The 25017-nt window shown below is 41.5% G+C and carries 24 protein-coding genes; 12 read left to right on the top strand and 12 right to left on the bottom strand.

Annotated elements, in window-relative coordinates; genetic code table 11:
- The first annotated feature begins 113 nt into the window (after positions 1-113).
- The 3 genes from H6G75_RS25425 (at position 114) to H6G75_RS25435 (ending at position 2672) form a co-directional block, all read left to right on the top strand.
- A complete protein-coding gene (locus H6G75_RS25425) occupies positions 114-398 on the top strand; it encodes a Uma2 family endonuclease (protein ID WP_190982704.1) in 285 nt (94 codons plus the stop codon).
- A 164-nt stretch (positions 399-562) separates the two neighbouring features.
- Positions 563-1330 carry a DUF1350 family protein gene (locus H6G75_RS25430; protein ID WP_190982705.1) on the top strand — a complete coding sequence of 256 codons (768 nt, stop codon included), beginning with the start codon at positions 563-565 and terminating at the stop codon, positions 1328-1330.
- A gap of 205 nt (positions 1331-1535) precedes the next feature.
- Positions 1536-2672, top strand: a complete 1137-nt coding sequence (locus H6G75_RS25435; RefSeq protein ID WP_190982706.1) for a SpoIIE family protein phosphatase — start codon at positions 1536-1538, stop codon at positions 2670-2672.
- Here the strand turns inward: H6G75_RS25435 and H6G75_RS25440 are convergent, their stop codons facing one another.
- The 4 genes from H6G75_RS25440 to H6G75_RS25455 form a co-directional block, all read right to left on the bottom strand.
- Entirely contained in the window at positions 2673-2999 is a 327-nt protein-coding gene (locus H6G75_RS25440; protein ID WP_062291568.1) for an STAS domain-containing protein, read from the bottom strand.
- Between the two features lie 560 nt (positions 3000-3559).
- Positions 3560-4222, bottom strand: a complete 663-nt coding sequence (gene grpE / locus H6G75_RS25445; protein WP_190982707.1) for a nucleotide exchange factor GrpE — start codon at positions 4220-4222, stop codon at positions 3560-3562.
- A gap of 81 nt (positions 4223-4303) precedes the next feature.
- A complete protein-coding gene (locus tag H6G75_RS25450; protein WP_062291575.1) occupies positions 4304-4795 on the bottom strand; it encodes a Dps family protein in 492 nt (163 codons plus the stop codon).
- A gap of 98 nt (positions 4796-4893) precedes the next feature.
- Positions 4894-5157 carry a ParB N-terminal domain-containing protein gene (locus H6G75_RS25455; protein WP_190982708.1) on the bottom strand — a complete coding sequence of 88 codons (264 nt, stop codon included), beginning with the start codon at positions 5155-5157 and terminating at the stop codon, positions 4894-4896.
- A gap of 115 nt (positions 5158-5272) precedes the next feature.
- On the opposite strand from H6G75_RS25455, the gene H6G75_RS25460 reads away from it, so the two are divergent.
- Entirely contained in the window at positions 5273-6940 is a 1668-nt protein-coding gene (locus H6G75_RS25460; RefSeq protein WP_190982709.1) for a SpoIID/LytB domain-containing protein, read from the top strand.
- A gap of 176 nt (positions 6941-7116) precedes the next feature.
- Here the strand turns inward: H6G75_RS25460 and H6G75_RS25465 are convergent, their stop codons facing one another.
- Entirely contained in the window at positions 7117-7413 is a 297-nt protein-coding gene (locus H6G75_RS25465) for a ferredoxin (protein WP_190982710.1), read from the bottom strand.
- A 413-nt stretch (positions 7414-7826) separates the two neighbouring features.
- Complete coding sequence (locus H6G75_RS25470; protein WP_190982711.1) at positions 7827-8126, bottom strand: ferredoxin; 300 nt, start codon at positions 8124-8126, stop codon at positions 7827-7829.
- 384 nt (positions 8127-8510) lie between these two features.
- Between H6G75_RS25470 and H6G75_RS25475 the strand changes: the two genes are divergently transcribed.
- Positions 8511-9485: a Gfo/Idh/MocA family oxidoreductase gene (locus tag H6G75_RS25475; protein ID WP_190982712.1), complete on the top strand. Its 975-nt coding sequence runs from the start codon at positions 8511-8513 to the stop codon at positions 9483-9485.
- Between the two features lie 5 nt (positions 9486-9490).
- Entirely contained in the window at positions 9491-10261 is a 771-nt protein-coding gene (gene map / locus H6G75_RS25480; protein WP_190982713.1) for a type I methionyl aminopeptidase, read from the top strand.
- A 128-nt stretch (positions 10262-10389) separates the two neighbouring features.
- On the opposite strand, the gene H6G75_RS25485 is transcribed toward map, so the two are convergent.
- Positions 10390-10560, bottom strand: coding sequence for a hypothetical protein (locus H6G75_RS25485; protein WP_190982714.1), 171 nt, complete (start codon positions 10558-10560; stop codon positions 10390-10392).
- 36 nt (positions 10561-10596) lie between these two features.
- Between H6G75_RS25485 and pruA the strand changes: the two genes are divergently transcribed.
- Entirely contained in the window at positions 10597-13578 is a 2982-nt protein-coding gene (pruA, locus tag H6G75_RS25490; protein WP_190982715.1) for an L-glutamate gamma-semialdehyde dehydrogenase, read from the top strand.
- A 314-nt stretch (positions 13579-13892) separates the two neighbouring features.
- Positions 13893-14195, top strand: a complete 303-nt coding sequence (locus tag H6G75_RS25495; protein ID WP_190982716.1) for a PadR family transcriptional regulator — start codon at positions 13893-13895, stop codon at positions 14193-14195.
- 11 nt (positions 14196-14206) lie between these two features.
- Here the strand turns inward: H6G75_RS25495 and H6G75_RS25500 are convergent, their stop codons facing one another.
- Entirely contained in the window at positions 14207-14632 is a 426-nt protein-coding gene (locus tag H6G75_RS25500) for a fused DSP-PTPase phosphatase/NAD kinase-like protein (RefSeq protein WP_190982717.1), read from the bottom strand.
- A 128-nt stretch (positions 14633-14760) separates the two neighbouring features.
- On the opposite strand from H6G75_RS25500, the gene H6G75_RS25505 reads away from it, so the two are divergent.
- Positions 14761-15975, top strand: coding sequence for a chromate transporter (locus H6G75_RS25505; RefSeq protein WP_190982718.1), 1215 nt, complete (start codon positions 14761-14763; stop codon positions 15973-15975).
- 165 nt (positions 15976-16140) lie between these two features.
- On the opposite strand, the gene H6G75_RS25510 is transcribed toward H6G75_RS25505, so the two are convergent.
- The 4 genes from H6G75_RS25510 to H6G75_RS25525 all read right to left on the bottom strand — a co-directional run bounded on the left by H6G75_RS25510 (position 16141) and on the right by H6G75_RS25525 (position 21597).
- Entirely contained in the window at positions 16141-17103 is a 963-nt protein-coding gene (locus H6G75_RS25510; RefSeq protein WP_190982719.1) for a ribonuclease Z, read from the bottom strand.
- A gap of 263 nt (positions 17104-17366) precedes the next feature.
- Positions 17367-17798 carry a hypothetical protein gene (locus H6G75_RS25515; protein WP_190982720.1) on the bottom strand — a complete coding sequence of 144 codons (432 nt, stop codon included), beginning with the start codon at positions 17796-17798 and terminating at the stop codon, positions 17367-17369.
- Positions 17799-17927: 129 nt separating this feature from the next.
- Positions 17928-18485: a bifunctional adenosylcobinamide kinase/adenosylcobinamide-phosphate guanylyltransferase gene (gene cobU / locus H6G75_RS25520; protein WP_190982721.1), complete on the bottom strand. Its 558-nt coding sequence runs from the start codon at positions 18483-18485 to the stop codon at positions 17928-17930.
- 181 nt (positions 18486-18666) lie between these two features.
- Positions 18667-21597 (bottom strand): calcium-binding protein, encoded by a 2931-nt coding sequence (locus H6G75_RS25525; protein WP_190982722.1) that lies wholly within the window; start codon positions 21595-21597, stop codon positions 18667-18669.
- A gap of 349 nt (positions 21598-21946) precedes the next feature.
- On the opposite strand from H6G75_RS25525, the gene H6G75_RS25530 reads away from it, so the two are divergent.
- The 3 genes from H6G75_RS25530 (at position 21947) to H6G75_RS25540 (ending at position 24953) form a co-directional block, all read left to right on the top strand.
- The gene (locus H6G75_RS25530) at positions 21947-22759 is read left to right on the top strand and encodes a hypothetical protein (protein WP_190982723.1); all 813 of its coding nucleotides are present in this window, start codon (positions 21947-21949) and stop codon (positions 22757-22759) included.
- A 304-nt stretch (positions 22760-23063) separates the two neighbouring features.
- Positions 23064-23996: a glycosyltransferase family 2 protein gene (locus H6G75_RS25535; protein ID WP_190982724.1), complete on the top strand. Its 933-nt coding sequence runs from the start codon at positions 23064-23066 to the stop codon at positions 23994-23996.
- Between the two features lie 15 nt (positions 23997-24011).
- Positions 24012-24953, top strand: a complete 942-nt coding sequence (locus tag H6G75_RS25540) for a glycosyltransferase family 2 protein (RefSeq protein ID WP_190982725.1) — start codon at positions 24012-24014, stop codon at positions 24951-24953.
- Positions 24954-25017 lie beyond the last annotated feature (64 nt).

Consider the following 25017-nt stretch of genomic DNA (forward strand, 5'->3'; position numbering starts at 1 on the left):
CCCAGAGTGATTAGTGTTCGTCGTTCGCGTAGCGTCTCGCAGAGAAGACGTTGGCGCAGCCATCGCCTGTTTATTCCTGATTTTCCTTCCTACATTGTTTGTCTAATTTGTCAATGCGTAACTCCTATGAACTTGATGAAACTCCTCCCATATTGGTAGTAGAAGTTGTCAGCGAATCGACTCAAACGACAGATTATCGCTACAAGCGTTCTGAGTATGCTGTACGCGGAATTCCTGAATATTGGATTGTTGATCATCTTCAACAGGTGGTAACAGTATGTACGTTATTAGAAGGTTTCTATGATGCTGTTCCATTTCGAGGAGAGGAACGGGTTATTTCTGCGACTTTCCCTGATTTGAATTTAAGTGCTGCACAAATTTTGGCAGGAAGGAACTGAGTTACATGAGTTGAGTAAATCTGCGATCGCACCTTTTTTCTTTTGCTCAGTCTGCAAAGCTCAGTATTTCTCTGATTTTAATTCTTGAATTCTGCTATGTTACCCCAGTGTCGCGGTTCCCAGTCTAATATAAAGAAGTGTAAATTAAGCGATCGCCTACAGGCATGGACTGGAAAGAAATTAGAGGTAACTGGGTACTGATTCCCAAAAATCCTATAGGTATTGTCCATTTTTTAGGGGGTGCTTTTGTGGCTACTGCACCGCACCTAACTTACCGCTGGTTACTGGAACAGGTAGCCAGTAAAGGATATCTTGTGATTGCGACTCCTTTTGTGAATACGTTAGATCATATAGCGATCGCCCAATCTGTTTTATTAAACTTTGAGCGCACTCTTGAACGCTTACACGACTCAGGTTTATTGCGTAAGCTGTATCTTCCTACTTACGGTATTGGACACAGTATGGGTTGTAAACTCCATTTACTCATCGGTAGTTTATATCCTGTAGAAAGAGCCGGAAATATCTTAATATCCTTTAATAATTATGCAGCTAGAGATGCTATTCCTTTAGTTGAGCAATTAAATTCTAGTTTGGCAATTGAGTTTACTCCCTCGCCATTAGAAACAAATAAGATTGTCCAAGAAGGTTATAAAATCCGCCGGAATTTACTAATTAAATTCAATAACGATAACCTCGATCAATCAGCAGCTTTAACCAAAATCTTACAGCAACGCTTTCCAGAAATGGTTACAGCACAAACCTTACCTGGAACTCATACAACTCCTCTCGGACAAGATATTCAATGGCAAATCGGTGCGTCATTTACTCCTTTTGATGCCTTGGGACAATGGTTTAAGCAAGAAGTTTATCGGGATTTACATCAGCTTAAGCGTGCTGTTCTCCTATGGATGAATCCTTTATCGCCACCTTAATTCTTGATATGTTCCAGATCAGATATAGCATTCATAAATCATACATTAACAACACGATACCCGATTTTTTTGAGAAGTCGGGTATCTGAGGCTAGGAAGTTTTACAAGTTACAGAAGATAACTTTAGTAACATTGAGAAAATTTAAATCTGTTAGTTTTCTGATTTTTTATGATATCAAATAATAATTAATTATATCAAAATTTTATGTTACAAATATTAGTAATCGATGATGATCCAACCATAAAAGTATTTCTCAAAAGGCTGTTAGAAAAACAAGGGTATGAGGTAATTACTGCCTGTAATGGAGAAGAAGGCATTGAGAAAGCGATCGCTTACCATCCAGCCCTAATTATTTGTGATTGGATTATGCCCGGATTAAATGGGCTAGAAGTGTGTAATTATATTAAGAATGATCCGAACTTATCCACCAGTTTTTTTATTTTATTAACCTCTTTAGATTCGGTTGCCGATCGAGTTAAGGGTTTAGATGCTGGGGCTGATGATTTTATCACTAAACCTATCGAGCAGAATGAATTAAAAGCTAGAGTTAGAGCAGGATTACGCCTACATCAATTAAGTCGAGATTTACAAATTCAAAAGCAGCTTTTAGAAACAGAATTAGCACAAGCGGCTGAATATGTGCGCTCACTTTTACCCTTACCAACCACGGAACCATTCAAAATTAATTCCTGCTTTATTCCTTCACGGCAATTAGGTGGTGATTGCTTTGATTATTATTGGTTAGATGATGATTATTTGGCAGTTTATTTATTAGATACAGCCGGACATGGACTGAAAGCGGCTCTCCCATCTATTTCGGTGTTAAATTTACTGCGATCGCGGGCTTTAAAAAGTTTAAATTACTATCAACCTAGTGATGTGCTGCGGGGATTAAATGAAACATTTCAAATAAATTATCAAAATGATAAATACTTTACAATTTGGTATGGAGTTTATCACCGAATTACCCAGCAGTTAGTTTATGCTAGTGCTGGACATCCACCAGCCGTGTTAGTATCTGGCAAATCACCGAAAAATACCGAAGTGCAACTATTGAGAACTCCTGGTATGCCAGTGGGGATGTTTCCCGAAGCAAAATATGTTGATGCTTGTTGTCAAATTGTCGACTTTAGTAATCTTTATATTTTTAGTGATGGAGCTTACGAAATCACTAAATCTGATGGAACTCTTTGGAGTTTAGATGGGTTAATTCAAATATTAGTAAGCATCCAAAATACTTTTGATTGCCCACTAGAACAAGTGTTAAATTACCTAATTGCTTTAAACTCCAAAGAGAATTTTGATGATGACTTATCAATCTTACAAATTCAATTTCACTAATTAATTTTTAGAAAGCACAACTTGATGAAATTCATCTTGGCTAGGAAAAATTTCAAAAACTTTATCCATACCAGTCAATTCAAATAAAATTCTCACTTGTTCATTAATCGAACAAAGCACTAATTTTGTGCCTGTAGCTCTTAATGTTTTGAAAGCTAAAACTAAAGCGCCCAAGGCTGAACTATCCATAAATGTGACATCTTGGCAGTCAACTAGCACAATTTTGGCACCAGTTTCTTGAAGTTCAGTAATATTTTCTCTAAGAGTTTGTGAATTGTTTGTGTTGATAATACCGTTAAGCTTCACAATTTGTACTTGATTATCCATAATATTTCCTCATTGTTGTATGAAAAGATGCTGATTTTGTTAGTATTATATACTAATAGACATTTTGAGCAAAAAACTAGCAAAATAAAAGTCATAATTACTAGTATTTGCTAAATTGATGTCACTACTTTTTCGAGGTGAGTGTTGATAATACATCTTCAATTCAACTTAAGAAGTATCCATAATTTCATTTATCAAGGTTAAGAAATACCCAAGCATTACTTTCTCTATTTGACCGTAACGTAAATTACAAAATTATCTTTTTGGAATTAAGTTGCTCCAAACTACCCTCAAAGAGTTAGATATAAGAACATAACTGAGAATTAAAAGTAAGTTTTGTATCAATCACACCAGAATACCTAGCAATCTTGTTTGATTTCTCAACTACTCCTTTAGGTAGAGAAGCAGGAATCTTAAAGTCAATAAAATCGTAAGTCCCTGAATAAATTTACGGAGATTTGCAGTAGCGATCGCCTAGACTTTATTAGTATTCCCAATATTTGTAATTTTTTTCACAAAAGTTAGTTCAGCAATTAATGAGGAATTTAAATATAATTGCGTCAACTTGACTCAATTAAACTAACTTTTGCTCGATAAAGCAGTTTATCGCCTTGTAAGTAACCACTGTAGCGGACTTTAACTAATTCGCCAGGCTTTACTGTTCCCGCCATTAATTGATGCCTCTGGGGATCATAGGGGATTTCTGCACCGATTGGTGCGATCGCTTCTATCCCCCAGGCTTGTAACAGTTTTTTGAGTGAGTTTTCGATTAATGGTAGTATCTTCACCGCTTCCAACTGGGGATTTTCCCGTGCTTTTTGAGCAGCAGCCGGAAATTGCAATAATAAAGATTCCAGCAGTTGCAAACTCGACTGCTGGAATTCTTGGAGTAATAACTCTCGTTGTTGTTTGATTTGTAATTGCGATCGCTGATATTCGGTCTTTAAATCAGCAATCTCTTGCAACATCTGTTGAGTCGATACTTGTTCAGCTTGATTCAACTCTCGTGATGAAAAAGCTGTCACCAGTTCATTTAAAGATACTTGGAGAACTGAAGTCAACTTTAACAACACATCCACTCTGATTTGTTCTACCTCTCCCCGCCGTAACCGCAATATTTGTCGTTCGGAGACACCAGTCGCTTTACTCAAAGCTTTAAAACTTGTAATCCCGACTTTTTGGGATAAATCTTGCAGTTTTTGCGTGAAATCAAGATTTGCCATCGCTCAGGAAAGAATAAAGGCTTAAGGATGAAGTATGAAACTCATACTTAAAAATACTTCACGCTCCATCCTTCACATTCCTTATTCTTCCAGCAAACTTCTCAACATCCAAGCAGTTTTTTCATGGACTTGCATCCGTTGAGTTAACAAATCGGCGGTTGGTTCGTCGTTGACTTCATCTACTATGGGAAAAATCGATCGCGCAGTTCGCACTACCGCTTCTTGTCCTTCCACCAGTAACTGAATCATATCCTTAGCTTTTGGTACCCCAGGGGTTTCGGGAATAGAACTGAGTTTGGCATATTCGCTATAAGTTCCAGGTGCAGGATAACCCAAAGCCCTGATGCGTTCAGCAATTAAATCTACGGCTAAAGCTAATTCTGTATACTGAGTCTCAAACATCAGGTGTAATGTTTGAAACATTGGCCCAGTAACATTCCAGTGGAAGTTATGGGTTTTGAGATACAGTGTGTAGGTGTCTGCCAATAGGCGGGACAATCCTTCGGCAATTTTGGTTCTATTTTCTTCGTCGATGCCAATATTTACATTTTTTACTGTTGCTTGAGATGACATAATTTTCTCCTAAACTTATTATTTGAGGATGAGGGGCTAAGAATGATGAAGTTTAAAGGCTGAATTATGAAATTTCATACTTCACACTTCATACTTCTTTACGCTAAGTGCATCTTGAGAACGCTGCGCGGAGCTTTACGGACTCTGGCTAATATGGTTTCTTGTCCTAAACGCTGACAAGCTTCATAACGATGGCAGCCAGAAAAGCCATAATATTGGCCGTCTACTTCTAAAACATCGATGGGTTCTTGCTGTCCAATCTCCGCAATCGATTCCATTAAGGCTTTAACCTTGTTGGGATCGTTGGCACGGGGTAGGGGACGTTTAATTTGATTTAAGGGAATTTCTTGGACTTTAGCCATCAGGAGTTAATCCAACTAATTCTGTTCTGTGCCTATAGATAAATCATAGTCGTTATGACTTTGATTTGCAAGTAATTTAGGTAGCTAAATTGGCAATGGTACTATTGGAGCATTCATGCGACAAAACCACTACGCTACAAAGCAAATGGTAACTCTGCCCCAGCGCAATACGAAAAGGCAGAATCAAGTCAAAGTCGAATTTTCGTTTTGGCGTTTGTCTTACACAGTAGTAACGACATTTTGCCTATTGGGGCTGACAGCCGCATCTGGGCCGGGAAGCAACAGCCAAGATGTAGAGTTAAGAGTCGGAATTATCCAGAGATTTGGCGAAAAATCCACAGCCAAGCTACAACTAGAACCGACAAAAGGCGATCGCTTGCGGTTAAGCTTTCCTCTAGGCAATAAGCAACAGACCATAGTCACCGACAAACCTGTAAAACTAGAAACAGTGATGCAAGCTGTAGCTAAACCTGTAGTTCAGGAAGTAGTGGTTTTAGGGACATACCGTACCTTTGAAACAGCAGAAGACAGTGCCAACAAATGGCGTTCTCAAGGGATAGCAGTAGAGATTTCCCAGCCAGAACGCTGGCAAGTTTGGGCCAAGCGGGATGTTTACAGCACAGCTTTATTGCGTCGCTTGCTATTTGAGAACTTGCAGGCATCTGGCGCAAAAATGGCATATATCGATACTAAAGTGCAGAAAGAAGTACCGCAGATCAGTTGGGTAGTTAATGGCAAACGTTACAACCCGATGAACTTAGCCATCCGCGCCGATAAAAACTTAATTCGCGTCAACAAAGGTGAAAAATCGGGAACTGGGCGGGTGTATGCGGGGCGACTGGCCTTGCAGCCCAATGCTTACGGCACATATACATTAGTCAATGAAGTCTCCTTAGAAACTTATTTACGTGGTGTTGTTCCCAACGAAATTGGTTCAGATGCACCAAAAGCAGCTTTAGAAGCCCAAGCAATTTTAGCTCGTACCTACGCTTTAAGAAATTTGCGGAGATTTGCTGTTGATAACTACCAATTATGTGCTGATACCCACTGTCAAGTTTATTATGGGCTGAGTGGGGCAACTAGCAAAACAGATCAAGCGATCGCTGCGACTAGAGGCATGGTAGTAACTTATAACAACCAATTAATTGATGCCTTGTATTCTTCTACCACTGGTGGTGTCACAGCCTTTTTTAGTGATGTTTGGAATGGGGAAGACCGTCCTTATTTAAAACCAGTAGTTGATACGCCGATTAATTTTTGGGACTTATCACAACAGAGTTTGGCTGATGAAAATAACTTCCGCAAATTTATTAACATGAAGCAAGGCTTTAATGAAAGCAACTGGGATGTGTTTCGTTGGAATAAAGAAACTTCCCTGGAAGATATAGCCAAAGATTTACAAAAATTCTTGCGTGTCAAAAACAGCCCCTACGCTAAATTTAAAACAATTGAAGCGATCGCAGTCACCAAGCGAAGTCACAGTGGGCGCATCCTCGATCTAGCAGTCAAAACCGATATTGGCATATTTACCTTACACAAAGACGAAGTACGCAGCGCCTTCGCTGCACCTGTGAGTACATTGTTTTACTTACAACCTTTAAATAAAGGTAAAGCCGAATTATGGGGTTACGCCTTTATTGGTGGGGGACTAGGACATGGTGTCGGTTTGAGTCAGACTGGCGCACAAAACTTGGCCAAACTAGGTTGGGAAACGTCAAAGATTCTTCAGTTTTACTATCCAGGGACGAAAATTCAAATCTTCAACGACAACATTAAGTTGTAAAACTTGCCAAGTCAGATCAACTCACACTTTAATGACCTAAGCAAGCAAAAGAAAAATACAGATTTGGTAGAAGGGTGTAAGGATGTAGGGGTGTATGTATTTAAAGCCCTTACACCCCATACCCTTATATCCCTACATCCAATCTGCACATCCAAACTTTGTGCGTAAATCCTCTATTAGTAGAGGTCTTCTTCTTTGTGAGTTTCGATTACAACGTCAGATGTAGGATAAGCTACACAAGTCAGAACATAGCCCTTTTCGATTTGATCGTCATCCAAGAAAGACTGATCAGATTGATCAACAGTACCAGAAACAAGTTTACCTGCACAGGTGGAGCAAGCACCAGCACGGCAAGAATAAGGTAAATCCAACCCTTTGTCTTCAGCAATATCTAGAATATATTCATCATCAGGAACTTCAATTTCAGTTTTATTACCTTCTTGATCGATCAGTGTAACTTTGTAAGTTGCCATTTCCGTATTCCTCTCTTTATGCTAACGGCAGTATAAGTTATGCTAAAGCAGTACTTACGGCTTAACTTATAGAATTAGCCGCTCATGAAAATTTACTTCAATTCTGATACTACGGGAAAAACTTAACTATATAACCGGAAATTCAACGCGATTAGTAATGAAATTTAGTCACATCAAAACAATAAGTTTAATTTATACCTGTTGAGCAACGAAATCAAATGGGTTCCTATAAAACTCGCCTCATTACCTTGCTATATGGTTAATGGCAACAATAGTTGATGAAAAAATAGGAACGCACCTTGTGATTAGAGTACGTTCCTAGTGATTATTATTTGCTCTAATACTCAAGTCCTTACGTTGTAGTTACACATCTCACTTAACCAATAACCTGTAAGGATTGTTAGAACCTAATCTTAGTAGAGTTCTTCTTCTGTGTGAGTTTGGATTGTAACGTCAGAGGTAGGATAAGCTACACAAGTTAGGACATATCCAGCCTCGATTTGATCGTCATCCAAGAAAGATTGATCGGACTGATCTACAGAACCAGAGATGATTTTACCTGCACAGGTGGAGCAAGCACCAGCACGGCAAGAGAAAGGTAAATCTAAGCCTTTTTCTTCAGCAATGTCTAAAATATATTCATCATCAGGAACTTCAATTGTTTCGTTTAAACCTTGCGATTCGTTGATCAGTGTAACTTTGTAAGTTGCCATTTCCGTATTCCTCTCTTTTATCAACGGCAGTATAAGTTATGCTAAAGCAGTACTTACGGCTTAACTTATAGGATTAGCCGGTCATGAAAATTTACTTCAATTCTGATACTACGGGAAAAACTCAACTATGTAACTGGAAATCCAACGCGATTAGTAATGAAATTTAGTCACATCAAAACAATAAGTTTAATTTATACTTTATCGTAAGAATCGAAGCGTGGGGAGTACGGATATTAGGGAACCGTGGACAAGCATTTAAACTCCGTTCGAGGCAACTATATTTTTTATCTACCTCCACGAATGAATTTAATTTTGTGCCACAACTTAGGTAATTGACCATTAACAATCATGTATAATTCAGAGGCAGTTTTGGGACAAGCATAAGTGCGCGTCGGCTTGGTAGGGACTGGGTATGCAGCAAAACTCAGAGCAGAAGCACTGCTGCAAGATGAGCGAACGCATCTCGTCGCGGTGGTTGGTCATACCCCAGAAACAACAGAAATCTTTGCAAAAGAATATCAAACCTCAGCTTTAAATTCTTGGCAAGAGTTAGTAGTACGGGAAGATGTGGACATGGTGGTGATCTCCACTGTCAATCGAGATCATGGAGCGATCGCCCGTGCCGCCCTCACCCACGGCAAACATGTAATTGTAGAATATCCTTTATCGATAGATTTAGCAGAAGCAACAGAACTGATTGCTTTAGCCAAAACCCAAAATAAATTGCTGCATGTAGAACATATAGAACTTTTGGGTGGCTTACACCAAGCTTTAAAACAAAACTTAGATCAAGTAGGGGATGTGTTTTATGTGCGCTACAGCACTATCAATCCTCAAAATCCGGCACCGCGTAAATGGACTTATAATCATGAATTATTTGGCTTTCCTTTAATTGGGGCAATTTCGCGGCTGCATCGTTTGATTGATTTGTTCGGACAAGTCTTTACAGTTAACTGTCATCAGCGATATTGGGCAGTAGAATCAGAGTACTACCAAAGCTGTATGTGTATGAGTCAACTGTGCTTTCACAGTGGATTGTTAGCACAGGTAATTTATGCCAAAGGGGAAACAATTTGGCAGCCAGAGCGCAAATTTGAAGTTCACGGCGAAAAAGGCGGTTTAATTTTTGATGGTAATACTGGATACTTAATTAAATCTGGAGAAACTACAGCAATAGATGTGGGAACGCGCCGGGGTTTGTTTGCCAAAGACACAACTATGGTCTTAGACCATCTTTTTGATGGTACTTCCTTGTATGTCACCCCAGAAGCAAGTTTATACACCCTCAAGGTGGCTGATGCTGCCCAAAGAGCAGCAAACACAGGGTTAACTATATTTTTGAATGATGCTTTAGATTAATGCCCATGAAAACCGAAACAATCGTTATATTATCCTCAAGAGAAATCGAAAAAATGCGTCGGGCAGGACGCTTGGCGGCTAAACTTCTAGAGCATCTGGAACCACTAGTAAAACCTGGGGTAAGTACACTGGAACTCAATGATGAAGCTGAACGTTGGACACAAGCCCACGGTGCAAAAAGCGCACCCCTTGGTTATAAAGGTTTCCCGAAATCAATTTGTACCAGTGTGAATGAGGTCATCTGTCATGGCATTCCCAATGCTAAACAAATCCTCAAAGACGGCGACATTATTAATATTGATGTTACGCCGATTGTAGATGGATATCACGGTGATACATCAAAAACATTTATTGTGGGTAATGCGTCTACTAAAACGCAAAAGTTGGTAGAAGTAACTCAAGAGTGCCTATATCTTGGGATTGCGGAAGTCAAACCAGGCGCAAAGGTTGGGGATATTGGCGCAGCAATTCAGGAGTATGCAGAATCTCAGGGTTTTTCTGTAGTGCGGGATTTTGTTGGACACGGCATTAGTAATATTTTCCATACAGCGCCGGACATACCCCATTATGGGACTCGTGGCAAAGGTAAGCGTCTTAGACCTGGAATGGTATTTACCATTGAGCCGATGATTAACGAAGGTACTTGGGAAGTAGAAATGTTGAGTGATGGTTGGACTGCTGTAACGCGCGATCGCAAGTTGTCAGCCCAATTTGAACATACAATTGTGGTGACAGAAGATGGGGTCGAAATTTTAACTCTGCCTGAAGCTGAGTAAAGCGCAACTAACAGAAGTTAGTAAACAGCGATTGTTTATCTTACTACTTGCTTTACCAACCTCAACGGGAGTCAGTCTGATTGAGATAAATTTTTAATTAGTGAATCAGTAAGTAAAATTTCCTAGTCCTATTTGCGTGAGGACAGATTAACTTCATCACCAGAGAAAAAACTTTGATGTTTGATGACAATTTTTCCATGCTTAACTAGTCCATAGCCGCTAATTCCTAGCCTCGAAAATGCAACAAAACTGGTAGCAACAAAATCTAAAAGCCACAATAGAAGACGCGGACTGTCCACAAACAGTTATGCACTAAATTAAGGAGATTACTATCTGTGGTATTACAAGTACAAACCAGCATCTACGAACCTAAAACCCAGGAAATTGCTAAACAACTGTTAACAGCTACCCAAGAAAATCGTTCATTTTTAGCTTCCTTGCGTGACCAGATGCGCTGGGATGATAAATTACTCGCTTGGGCGATGAGTAATCCTGGTTTACGGGTGCAACTTTTTCGTTTTATTGATACTCTGCCAGCATTACGCAGTAAGCCAGAAATTGCCGCGCATTTACAAGAATATTTAGGGGATGAAACTGTCGAATTGCCAGCCGCTTTGAAGGGGATGTTAAATTTTGCTAACCCCGATTCTATGCCGGGACAAGTGGCTGCAACAACTGTCTCGACTGCGGTTGAAACTCTAGCACATAAATATATTGCTGGCGAAAATATTAAACAAGTCATCAAAACAGTTGAACGCCTGCGGAAAGAAAAAATGGCGTTCACAATTGATTTACTTGGTGAAGCTGTAATTACAGAAGTCGAAGCGCAGTCTTATCAAGAACGCTATCAAGAATTAATTGCACAGTTGGTAGAAGCATCGAAAAATTGGACGCATATTCCGGCTATTGATGAAGCTGATGGCGAAAGGCTACCAAAAGTCCAAGTTTCTGTAAAATTAACGGCGTTTTATTCGCAATTCGACCCTTTAGATGCTAAGGGTAGTGAGGAAAGAGTTAGCGATCGCATTCGTAATTTATTACGTTATGCCAAAGAATTAGGCGCAGCTATTCATTTTGATATGGAACAGTATGCGTATAAAGATTTAACTCTGAATATTTTGCAAAAGTTATTGTTAGAAGATGAGTTTCGCCAACGTACAGATATAGGCATCACAATCCAAGCATACTTGCGTGATAGTGAGCAAGATGCGAGAAATGTGATTGCTTGGCTGAAACAGCGCGGATATCCGTTAACTATTCGCCTGGTGAAGGGTGCGTATTGGGATCAGGAAACTATCAAAGCTGCCCAGAAGCATTGGCCACAGCCTGTTTACAACGACAAGGTGGCGACAGATGCGAATTTTGAAGCCATAACCCAGTTGTTGCTAGAAAATCATCAATATGTCTATGCTGCCATAGGTAGTCATAATGTGCGATCGCAAGCACGGGCAATTGCCATAGCGGAAAGTTTAAAGGTTCCCCGCCGTTGTTTTGAAATGCAAGTTTTGTATGGGATGGGCGATAAGTTAGCTAAGGCTTTGGTGGATAAGGGTTATCGCGTTAGGGTTTATTGTCCTTACGGTGAATTATTACCGGGGATGGCGTATTTGATTCGGCGTTTGTTGGAGAATACGGCTAATAGTTCGTTTTTGCGGCAGAATTTGGAGAATCGGCCTGTGGAGGAACTACTAGCACCTCCGGATATGTCTCGCGCAAAGGCGCAAAGGCGCAAAGAAGAAGAGGATGGGAGATTTGAGGGTGCGGCGGATAGTGATTTTGCGGAGGACGAAAGGAGGAAGAAGGCGGCGCAGGCTTTTGAAGGTGTGCGTCGGGAGTTTGGGAAGAGTTATCTACCTCTAATTAATGGGGAGTATGTGAATACTCTGGAGGTGATTGATTCGGTTAATCCTTCTAATTACAGTCAGGTGATTGGTAAGGTTGGGTTGATTAGTGTGGAACAGGCGGAACAGGCGATGCAGGCGGCGAAGGCGGCGTTTCCTGGGTGGAGGAAAACGCCTGTGAAGCAACGGGCTGATATTTTACGCAAGGCGGGGGATTTGTTGGAACAACGTCGGGCGGAAATGTCGGCTTGGATAGTGTTAGAGGTGGGTAAGCCTGTTAAGGAAGCAGATGCAGAGGTTTCGGAGGCGATAGATTTTTGTCGTTACTACGCTGATGAGATGGAACGGTTGGAACAAGGTATTAATTATGACGTACCTGGAGAAACTAATCGTTATATTTACCAGCCACGGGGAATTGCGGTGGTGATTTCGCCGTGGAATTTTCCGTTGGCGATCGCCTGTGGAATGACTGTGGCTGCTTTGGTTACAGGTAATTGTACGCTGCTCAAACCTGCGGAAACATCTTCGATTATTACTGCCAAACTCACAGAAATTTTGGTTGAGGCGGGGATTCCTCAAGGCGTTTTTCAATACGTGCCTGGTAAGGGTTCGCAAGTCGGTGCTTATTTGGTAAGTCACCCTGATACTCATGTGATTGCTTTTACTGGTTCTCAAGAAGTGGGTTGTCGAATTTACTCAGAAGCGGCAACATTGAAGCCATTGCAAAGGCACATGAAGCGGGTAATTGCCGAGATGGGCGGTAAGAATGCCATCATTGTCGATGAAAGTGCTGATTTAGACCAAGCAGTTGTCGGGGTTGTGCAATCAGCCTTTGGTTACAGTGGGCAGAAATGCTCGGCTTGTTCGCGGGTGGTGGTTGTGGAATCAATCTACGATACTTTTGTGGCGAGGTTGGTTGAGGCGACAAAATCCTTAAATATTGGGGAAGCTGATTTACCAAGTACCCAAGTAGGGCCAGTGATTGATGCTAACGCCCGCGATCGCATCCGGGAGTATATTGAAAAAGGTAAGGCAGAAGCAAAACTAGCACTAGAGTTACCATCACCAGCCCAAGGTTATTTTATCGGCCCTGTTATCTTCAGTGAAGTGCCACCCGATGGCATCATTGCCCAACAAGAAATCTTCGGCCCTGTGTTAGCTGTAATTAAGGTGAAGGATTTTGCCGAAGCATTACAAGTTGCTAACGGGACAAATTACGCCTTAACTGGTGGTTTGTATTCCCGTACACCTTCCCATATTCAGCAAGCCCAAGAAGAATTTGAAGTCGGCAACTTGTACATTAATAGGAATATTACAGGGGCGATCGTGGCTCGCCAACCCTTCGGCGGCTTCAAACTTTCTGGCGTAGGTTCCAAAGCAGGTGGCCCTGACTACCTGCTACAGTTCCTCGAACCACGCACAATTACAGAAAACATTCAGCGCCAAGGTTTTGCACCTATCGAAGGCGCAGATTAATCTCGTCAACACACTCCACGCCTCCGGTTACTGAGCGACTTACCCTGAGCGCAGTTGTTCGAGCCGAAGTATGCGCCTGGAGTGTGAGCTAATCATAACGACATAATATGAGCATAAAAATCAGGTGGGTAATGCTCACCTGACTTTTTTGTTAGGTTCAGACTCAGTACTTGAAGGTATGTGTAAAATTCATCACCTACTGTCGATTTTGTTCTCCATCTAGATGCAGAGGATGTTGGTGTAGGAAAACCCAACAATACCTAGCTCAATATTAGGTGAAAATAAAATTTTGAATTTTACAAAAATATTGTCTGATGGATGGACGACAGTTTTACTCTAGCTTGATTCGACTTCACATTCTGCATCATGCAGTGAAAGAACCAATTTTTGGACTCGGCATTATTGAGGAATTGGCACGTCATGGCTATAAACTCAGTGCCGGAACAGTCTACCCAATGCTGCACGATATGGAATGTAAGGGATATTTATATTCTGTTGAGGAGAAATCAGGACGGCAGCACCGACGACTTTACCGAGCTACCGATTTAGGAAAAATTACCTTAGAAGATGCCAAACAAAAGGTAAGGGAATTATTTGGCGAATTGTTTGAGGAGTAGTGATATCATCCTCACGAAAGGTTTTCTAAAAACTGCTTGAGATGAGCTTGCTCTGGGTTGATACCCTGTTCTTTGGCTTTTGCCAAAACCTCTTCACGGTTAAGTTTTTGTTGAGTTGCAAAAGCAATCAGTGCCAGGGCGCTGGCTCGTCCACCTGCACCACAATGAAAATATACCGGAGTCGGCAATTCTTCTAGTTCTGAGAGAATTTTTGTCGTCAAATTATTGTCGGCTTCTGTTGATTTGAGTGGAATGTTGATATATTCCAGACCTGCGGCTTGAGCTTGTTGCTGTTCGTCATCTAAAACACCAACTTCATCAGGCGATCGCAAATTCACTACAGACTTATATCCCTCATCAGCCAGATGTTTTAGCGTCTCTGGGGTTGGTTGTCCACCCGCGAAAAACTCATTACTCACTTTTTTGATATCACTCATACATACTCCAACAAATCGATTGATTTACAGTATTTAATATTAACTGGATAGTAACATGGATTATTTCTAACGTTATCGAAATCCGATATATTAATTTTGTCACCATATCAAATTTTTGGAACACTACAGTGACACAAGAAGCTGAGGATATTCAGGAAGAGCAAGAAGAAAATTCCGCTAAGGCTCTGACTCAAAGGCAACAGAGGCAGCGATTAACTGAACTAGCAATAGTGTTTTTGCGGCTGGGGACGATCGCCTTTGGTGGCCCGGCTGCCCACATCGCCATGATGGACAATGAAGTAGTTAATCGTCGCCAATGGATGAGTCGAGACAAACTGTTAGATTTACTAGGGATTACAAATTTGATTCCTGGCCCCAACTCGACGGAATTAGCCATTCACATTGGTTATGAACGCGCCGGATGGCGTGGATTACTGGTTGCAGGAAGTTGTTTTATTTTGCCTGCTATGCTCATTGTTTGGGCATTAGCCGCCATTTATGCTCGCTATCAAACTGTTCCCCAGGTAGAATGGTTGCTTTATGGAATTAAACCAGTAATTATTGCTATCGTGCTTCAGGCTGTGTGGAATCTAGGTAGAAAAGCAGCCAAAGACTTACCGACAATCATTGCAGGGATAGCAGCGATCGCCGCATACTTTATGGGCATTAATGAAATTACCGTGCTGATTTTGCTAGGTATTGCTGTGATGCTAATTAAGAATTGGCAAACTAGAGGGCGCACAACAGGCGCATTCCTGTTGCCCTTGTCAGGTATGCTGGCGCAGGTTGGTAGTACAACAGCCGCAGTGACATCAGTTAGTTGGATCAGCGTCTTTATCTTCTTTCTCAAAATTGGGTGCGTTCTCTATGGCAGTGGTTACGTGTTGCTGGCATTTCTGCAACGAGATTTAGTAGAGCGTAACCAGTGGCTGACATCACAGCAGCTTTTAGATGCTGTGGCGATCGGGCAGTTTACACCGGGGCCTGTTTTCACCACTGCAACATTTATTGGTTATTTATTAGCAGGAAATATCGGGGCGATTGTTGCTACAATTGGCATTTTTTTACCAGCTTTTGTGCTGGTGTGGGTGGTGAACCCTTGGGTTACTAACTTACGGCAATCGCCTTGGGCTAGTGGATTTCTAGATGGTGTGAACGCAGCTTCTTTAGGATTAATGGCCGGAGTCAGCTACACATTAGGACGAGCCGCACTGGTGGATTGGTTAACAATTATTTTGGCAATTTTGAGTGCGATCGCTGTGTTTCGATTCAAAATCAATTCTGCTTGGTTAGTGCTGGCAGGCGGAGTTGTCGGACTTACATCACGCATATTATTAGGCTAGAGGTGTATTGCAGTAGAGCATATTCTACTAACTATATTTATCTAGGTTTTGACTACTCTTATTCAGAAATTCAGGGCGAAATTTTCTGATTTTTAGTACATTGTCATTATCTCTTGACTTAAGGTGATCACTTGATTAACTATTTGAAATCGTAACGCGATCGCATTAACTTACAGGTACTTCTTTTAACTCCACTTCTCGCCGTCGTGGCACATCATAAGTCATAAAATCATAAGCCATATCTGTCTTAGGAAAAATCGCCCGCGCTTCTTGAAGCAAATCTTTCAACTCTATGGGGTTGCCAGGAGCGTAGCGAGGACTAAAATGAGTCATGATTAACCGATGGGAACCAGCAGCTAAAGCTGTTTGTGCTGCCATTGTGGTTGTTGAATGTAATCTTTGAAAAGCCATCTCTGCGTCTTGATGAGCAAAGGTCGCTTCGTGAATTAACACATCCGCATCTTTAGCTAGTTCTACAGCCCCTTCCGTATAAATTGTATCTGTGCAGTAAGCAATTTTGCGGCCAATTTCTGTGGGGCCACAAAGTTCAGCACCGTTAATTACTCTCCCATCATCCAAAGTAACAGTTTCACCCCGTTTGAGTTGACCGTAAATCCGTCCCGCAGGAATTTGCAGTGCTTTGGCTTTTTCGACATCAAAACGTCCGGCGCGGTCTTTTTCAGCAACTCGATAACCAAATGCGGTAATGCGATGATGCAACTGGCCACAGGTGACAGTAAATTCCTGATCTTCGTAAATTACTCCCGGACGGATAGCATGAACTTTAATCGGGTAGGAAAAGTGTGTATGAGAATATTTTGATGCCGAATGGATGTATTCATTTAATCCCGGCGGCCCGTAAATATCAATTCTGTCCACATTGCCAGCTAAACCACAACTAGCCAACAAACCCATCAAGCCAAAAATATGGTCGCCGTGCAGATGGGTAATAAAAATTCGGGAAAGTTGACTGATTTTTAGGTCACTCCGCAAAATTTGGTGCTGAGTACCTTCACCACAATCGAATAACCATAGCTCTGCCCTTTGGGGTAATCTTAGGGCGACACTAGAGACATTACGCGATCGCGTTGGTACACCGGAACTTGTCCCTAAAAATGTTATCTGCACAGCGTTTTTTGTTTCCCTATGACTGATTTTGGCTCTTTGTTCTATATCGTGACATAACAGAATTCAGAATACAGAACCCAGAAGTCAGAATTGTGAAAGAGTTTGAAAACCTATATTCTCAAAATTGAAAAATTTCTCTCTGACAAACTCCTAATTTATTCATACTTCTGAATTCTGACTCCTGAATTCTTATATAAAAATACCGCAGTTTTGCTGATAAACCACGGTTACAAACCTTTTGTTATGAATTGCCTAACTCAAGTTTATTTACTGTTGGCGGAAAGATTTTCTAACAAGCGATCGCGAATTCCCATTAGTCTGGCTTGATTATCAATTGCCGAGCGTGGTGCTGGTAAATCAGTATTCGGCCAACCAGGTAAATCATTGCATGGGCAAGCTTCTGCGGGCATTCCTACGTTTCTCATTGGAACCGGCATATTGCAACGGCTACAAGGCGATACTTCCCATGCAGATGTCAGCAATTCTGCAATGGTTTCGTGAGTCCCTTCTAGATAACAATCACCTGATTCTGGCGAGATAATTTTCTGCCAACACTCTTCAAATTCCTGGCTATAGTGATCGCCTCTATATACGGGTTGAGGCAACAAGCTTGCTACCCCATTGCCAATCACTACTTTCTTACCCAACTGAAACCAGTAGGCAAGATACTTTTTTACATCTTCTGTGTTTGCCATACCACGATTGTACATTCGGCATGAGGAGACTTGGTTTGTATATAGTATTAATTTTCTATTAAAAATTTAACCCTCCATCGGTAGACAAAATAATAATCAAGCTCTCTTAATTTTTCTTAATTTAATGCTTTACAATTCCTCATTTATCGCTTTTGGTATTGGTGTACCCAACACACTCAAATTCAATATATGACCACCAACTACTAGATAAACGGTGTCGCAAACAATACCTAATTGACGCACCAAAGAACCCAGGCGATCGCGGAATTGTCTGCCAATGGGATAAGCCGGAACCACACCCCAACCAACTTCTTCCGCCACAAACAGCAGATCGGCGGCAACTAGTTGTACTGTTTCTAAAAACTCGGCAATTGTATTTTGCCAACTCATTTCATCTTCATCTAAAAGATTTGTCACCCAAGTTCCCAAAGAATCAACTAACAAACAACTCTGGGGTTTAGCATCAGCCAAAGTAGCTGATAACTCTCTAGGTACGGCTAAAGTTACCCAGTTTTGCGGACGGCGTTGTTGATGTGCCGAAATGCGTTTTTGCCATTCAGGATCATCAGGATTTTCTGTAGCAGTGGCAACATAAACTACTTGTTTACCTGACTGCTGGGCTAAGTATTCCGCCCATTCACTTTTCCCTGACCGAGCAGCACCTGTAATTAAAATGACTTTACCCACAAATTTTTCCTAGAAAATACTTAAGCAAAAAGATGTAGAATTTTACTTCTACATCCTTTCATTTTCCAATCCTTTGATCACAACTATTTGGAAGAGGCTAAAGAGGTATAGAGCAATACAGTTAAGTACAGCCTCACACCCATTCTTAACAGACAACCTCTGCACTTAAGTTCTATACCTGTTAAGCAATCACTAGAATGTCATTGGATGTCAGAGTTGGTGCGGGAGTGAGACTAGCAATTTGCTGTTGTGCAGCCCCACCATTACCGTCAATATCAAAGAATAGTCCACCAGTAATACTGTTATAAATAAATCTCTGATCTGCGGTTGTTGCACCTGTACCGACAAAGAACTGAAGGCTCGAAAGCACACCCAAGGATAGACCACCACCAAAACCAGAAGCAGAAACTGCGATTGTATCAGGAACAGAAGCAAAATCAGTGATGATATCTACACCTTCCTCAGGTTTTAAGAAAGTGAACTGATCATTGCCAATACCGCCAGTTAAGACATCTGCACCACTACCACCGATGAGATTATCATCACCAGCACCACCTACTAATACATCATTGCCAGCACCACCATTGAGAGTGTTGTTAGCAGCATTACCAGTAATGGTGTCATTATTCGCAGTACCTGTGACATTCTCAAAGTTACTGACAGTGAAATTGAGGCTAGTAGTTACACCACCAATCACCACATTGTTCACAGTCAAGCTATTGCTACCCAAGTTTGTGGTAATGGAGGTGCTACCCGTTGCTGCTGAGGCATTAATAGTATCATTCAGCAAGTTAGACGCAACGATCGCTTCAATACCATTTAACTGGTCAGTCCCTCCACCAGATTTGCTGACTGTACCTGTGGGGCCAAGAACAATGGATTGCCCTAGTCCACTGTAGTTTACCGTGTCAGTGCCGGCATCACCATTGAGGGTATCATTGCCACTACTACCACGCAACACATCATTGCCAGCACCACCACTGAGAATGTTGTTAGCAGCATTACCAGTAATGGTGTCATTATTAGCAGTACCTGTGACATTCTCAAAGTTGTTGACAGTGAAGTTGAGGTTGGTCGTCACACCACCAATCAATACATTATTCACTGTCAAACTATTTGTACCCAAGTTGGCGGTAATACTGACGCTACCTGTTGCTGTTGAGGCATTAATTGTATCGCCGAGTAAGGTAGAGGCTGTGATGGTTTCAATTCCGTTTAATTGGTCAGTCCCTCCACCAGATTTGCTGACTGTACCTGTGGGGCCGAGAACGATAGTTTGTCCCAACGCACTGTAGTCTGCTGTGTCAGTGCCTGCATCACCGTTGAGGTTATCATTGCCACTGCTACCACGCAACACATCATTACCAGCACCAGCACTGAGAATATTATTGCTATTATTGCCAGTGATGATGTCGTTGCCAGCAGTACCTGTGACATTCTCAAAGTTACTGACAGTGAAGTTGAGGTTGGTCGTCACACCACCAATCACCACATTGTTTACAGTCAAACGATTGGTACTCAAATTTGCTGTAATACTTACACCACTGCTTGCTGTCGAAGCATTAATAGTATCATTCAGCAAGTTAGACGCAACGATCGCTTCAATGCCATTTAACTGGTCAATCCCTCCACCGGATTTGCTGACTGTACCTGTGGGGCCTAGAACAATGGATTGACCCAATCCACTGTAGTTTACCGTGTCAGTGCCGGCATCACCGTTGAGGGCATCATTGCCATTACTACCACGCAACACATCATTGCCAGCACCACCATTGAGAATGTTGTTAGCAGCATTACCAGTAATGGTGTCATTATTAGCAGTACCTGTGACATTCTCAAAGTTGTTGACAGTGAAGTTGAGGTTGGTCGTCACACCACCAATCAATACATTATTCACTGTCAAACTATTTGTACCCAAGTTGGCGGTAATACTGACGCTACCTGTTGCTGTTGAGGCATTAATTGTATCGCCGAGTAAGGTAGAGGCTGTGATGGTTTCAATTCCGTTTAATTGGTCAGTCCCAAATCCACCGCCTTTGGTGACTGTACCTGTGGGGCCGAGAGTGATGGTTTGTCCCAGCGCACTGTAGTCTGCTGTGTCAGTACCTGCCTCACCGTTGAGGTTATCATTGCCACTGCTACCGCGCAATACATCATTGCCAGCACCACCATTGAGAGTGTTGTTAGCATTGTCACCAGTAATGCTGTCGTTTTGGTTTGTACCTCTAACATTCTCAAAACCACTGACTGTAAAATTAAGGGTTCCCAAACCAGGAACATTATTTACAATCAGGGAATTGGTTAATAAATTAACAGTTATAGAAGTTGGTGCGGTAGCATCTGACGCATCAATCCAGTCGTTGAGTGATGAAGTCGCAAAAATTCTCTCAATTTGAACTAGTTGGTCTGTACCAAAGCCAACTCCTTTGGTAACAATCCCAGTGGATTTTAAGGTGATTGCTTGGCTTAAAGCACTGTAGTCAGCTGTATCAATGCCAGTTTCACCATTCAGCAAACTGCTACCACTGGCATCTAATACATAAAAGTAATCATTACCAGTACCACCAATCAGATTATCACTGCCTGCATCATTAAATAAAATGTCATCGCCGCTTTCGCCAAAGACAGTATCGTTACCGACTCCACCAAGGAGGATATCATTGCCTTTGCCGCCAAACAGAAAGTCATTCCCACCTTCTCCGAATAACAGATCATTACCACCCAGACCAAAAATATAATCACGGGTGGCTTTACCGATCAAAATATCATTACGCTCAGTACCAAGAATGATGTGAACTAGCTTACTTACTAAAGTGGCTGTCTCAGAATTAGCAGCCAAGAATACTTTAAAGGCGATCGGGTCATTTGCGACATCAGGTGCAAACTTGACTACAAACTCAGTTGCAGCATCAATAGTAGTTTCAATAATTTCAGCAGGTGGATTGGCTAATCGAGTTGCTTCTACAACATCTGTCTTACTGAATAAACGAGCGAAATCCGCAGCAGCTATCTTGCCTGAAACTAATTCTTGACTCAAGGTATTCAGGTCGAATACAAGCGAGTTTGTCAAGACCTGATCTTGATTTATTAATAATTGCACAGGTGTAGTCATGTATTTGGATTTCCCTTGGTGAAATATGTCTTGAAATTTGACCTAAGACAAAAGACCTTAACAAATATAAATAAATCATTAAATTGTTCGGCATGAACGTTTGCTTAAATACATTGAATATGAATTTTTTGTGAAGAGATGTGCTGTAATCGCAAATTGCCATCAAAAACAGCTTCAAAGCCCTATACCTGGGGATGATAATTTTAGGTGTGTTTGTTGCAAATATCTTTTAAAAGATAAAATTAGCACCAGATTAATTTGTGCCAAAATTGGCAAAAGCCAAAACTCCCAACAAACCTTTGTGAAAAATTAAACACCACAAAGGGCAGCAAACTCACAGGATATGCTTATGAAAACAGGGCTAAAACGGATTGAAGCGACTCTACACGATCTCGGACATCGAGACAACGCCACAGTCGAAGCAGGAGATTCGCTAAAGCAGCCAGTATCTTTTAGAATTAGTGTTTCTAGCAAAGCGGCTACCCCAGATGTAGATATATCTGATGAGCAAAGTGTGACATCAGAACTCGCAGAAAACCTAGAGAGCAATTCTGAAAATGACAGCAGTGTTGAACAGCATTTATTTGCGGAAAATCCGGCTGTAGATACATTTTCTGCTAAAGAAATAGGTAATAAAACTCCCAGCCTACCCAAGTTTAAAACTCCTAGCTTTAGTAACCATCGCCACGGAGCTAACCCAGCCTTAGCCATGAATTTGCTGCAAGAAATTCAAATTCATGTAGCGGGTTGGCAACAAGAACTGCAACAAATCCTGCAACAAATCCAAGAGCTATATTTAGAAGGGCCGATAGTAAATGGTTGGTTAGAGTCTAATCCCAAAGAACCAGAACAGCCAGGAACCGCTACACTACGCCACGCCGAAGTTGACCGCTTGATGAACTATGTCGAAGAAATCTGCACTACTGGGAATAAAGACGCTTATCAATTTTCGCGTACAGGATATCGGCTATGTGGCTTGGATGGATCTGGTAAAGTTTGGTCACGTCCCTGTCCACCAGATCAAGTACCGACGGTGAGTATGGCGATCGCACGGCATCAAAAACTCCGGCAATTATTAGCACGCAAACAATATCTCGAAACCCGCCTGAGTCAATTAGCCGAAACTCTCGTAGTTTTACACAGCCATATTCAACAAGCTTAAAGAATTCAAGACGATTTCCGAAGAAACGCGGTTGGTGGGTTGGAATTTTTTGTTATAGATTAGCACAGAGCAGGCGACCGTTGGATAGAAGGCTGTAGTCTAAAATCCAAGGGTGACAACTTAAAAAAGAATACAGAATGCAGAATTCAGAATTCAGAAGCAATGAGTAATAGGTATAATCCTGCACTGATTGTTCATCCACTGAATCTTTGATGAGTGTGTGGTGTTTCACTGTTAATACAGTAACCATCCACCGCACTGCCTCCTCCTGAGTCCTGAATTCTCTGTTGTTAAACTTAATCCTATGTCAGACATCCAAATCTCTGCCATTATCTGTACTCACAATCGAGATACCTATTTAGGTGCAGCAATTGATAGCCTGTTGGCGCAGGACTTTGCCGCCGATTTTGAGGTGATAGTGGTAGATAACAACTCCAGCGATCGCACTCGCGAAGTTGTCGAACAAAGAGCCTGCAATCCCCGTTTAAAGTATATCTTTGAACCCACCACCGGCTTATCGGTTGCTCGGAACACTGGTGCTAAAGTTGCGCGTGCCGAAATTCTGGCTTATTTAGATGATGATGCTGTCGCCAGCGATCGCTGGTTGCAGGTATTGTATTCTGCCTATCAAAGCAACCCCAAACTAGCGATCGCGGGTGGCAAAGTCACACTTTTATGGCCGCCGACAGTTCAAGCACCTAAATGGCTATCTTCTGGGTTAGCCGGCAATTTGGGAGCTTATGATCTAGGTGACAAAATAGTTTATATCGATCAACCAGGCTTAACCCCTAGAGGCTTAAATTATTCCATCCGACAGAGCTTTTTGGCAGAAATTGGCGGTTTTGACCCCCATCTTGGTAGAGTTGGCAAAAACTTGTTATCTAATGAAGAATTGCAAATGACAGAATTTGCACTTCAGCATGGTTGGCAAGTTGCCTATTTGCCAGAAGCTTTAGTTGCTCATAACGTTGCACCCGAACGGCTCAATCGCTCTTGGTTTCTGAATCGTGGCTGGTGGCAAGGTATCAGTGAATGCTACCGAGAACAACTTGCAGGCAAAACGGGGAGCAGTCAGTTATTACGCGGTAGTGAGCGTTTGATTCGGGGTTTATATAAATCATTACAGTATTTTTCTGACCCAGCAGAACGCTTCGACAAACTTGTGTATACATATTGTCAAATAGGTTATTTAAATGCTGCTATTCAGGGTCTGCTGTCTACATCCCATAAAAAATAACAAATAACAACATATATGTCCTCTAAAATTCCAGTCTCCGTCTTAATTCCCGCCAAAAACGAAGAAGCCAATTTGCCGGCTTGTTTGACCAGTCTCCAAAGAGCAGATGAAATCTTTATTGTCGATTCTCAAAGCACTGATAAAAGCTTGGAAATTGCTAATAGTTACGGTGCTAATGTTGTACAGTTCCATTTCAATGGACGCTGGCCGAAAAAGAAAAATTGGTCTTTAGATAACTTACCTTTCCGTAACGAATGGGTACTAATTGTGGATTGCGATGAACGCATTACTCCCGAATTATGGGATGAAATTGCTCAAGCAATTCAAAATGAAGAATATAGCGGTTACTATCTCAATCGCCGCGTATTTTTCTTAGGTCAATGGATTCGTCACGGTGGAAAATATCCCGATTGGAATTTGCGTTTGTTTAAACACAAAGCTGGTCGTTACGAAAACCTCAACACCGAAGATATTCCCAACACTGGTGATAACGAAGTTCACGAACATGTAATTTTGCAAGGTAAAGTGGGATATCTAAACAATGATATGCTCCATGAAGACTTTCGTGATTTGTTCCACTGGCTAGAAAGACACAATCGCTATTCTAATTGGGAAGCGAGAGTTTATTACAATCTGCTCACTGGTCAGGGTGACACAGGTACAATTGGCGCTAACTTATTTGGTGATGCCGTTCAACGTAAACGTTTCCTCAAGAAAGTCTGGGTACATTTGCCTTTTAAACCAATTTTACGGTTTATTTTGTTCTATATTATTCAGCGTGGTTTTTTAGATGGCAGAGCCGGATATATTTATGGCCGTCTACTAAGTCAATATGAATATCAAATTGGCGTGAAACTGTATGAATTACGCAATTGTGGCGGTAAATTAAATACAGCCAATACTGCTAAATCTGCTCCGCCATCTCTCCCCCAAAAAATTGAGCAAACGGCAGTTTAAGAAGTATGAATTCTGAAATAAAGAAATCTGTCTAGTTTGCTGGATAAGGTGTCTGAAAAGTATT

Origin of the sequence: Nostoc sp. FACHB-280 (assembly GCF_014697615.1) — a bacterium.
Lineage (GTDB): Bacteria > Cyanobacteriota > Cyanobacteriia > Cyanobacteriales > Nostocaceae > Nostoc_B.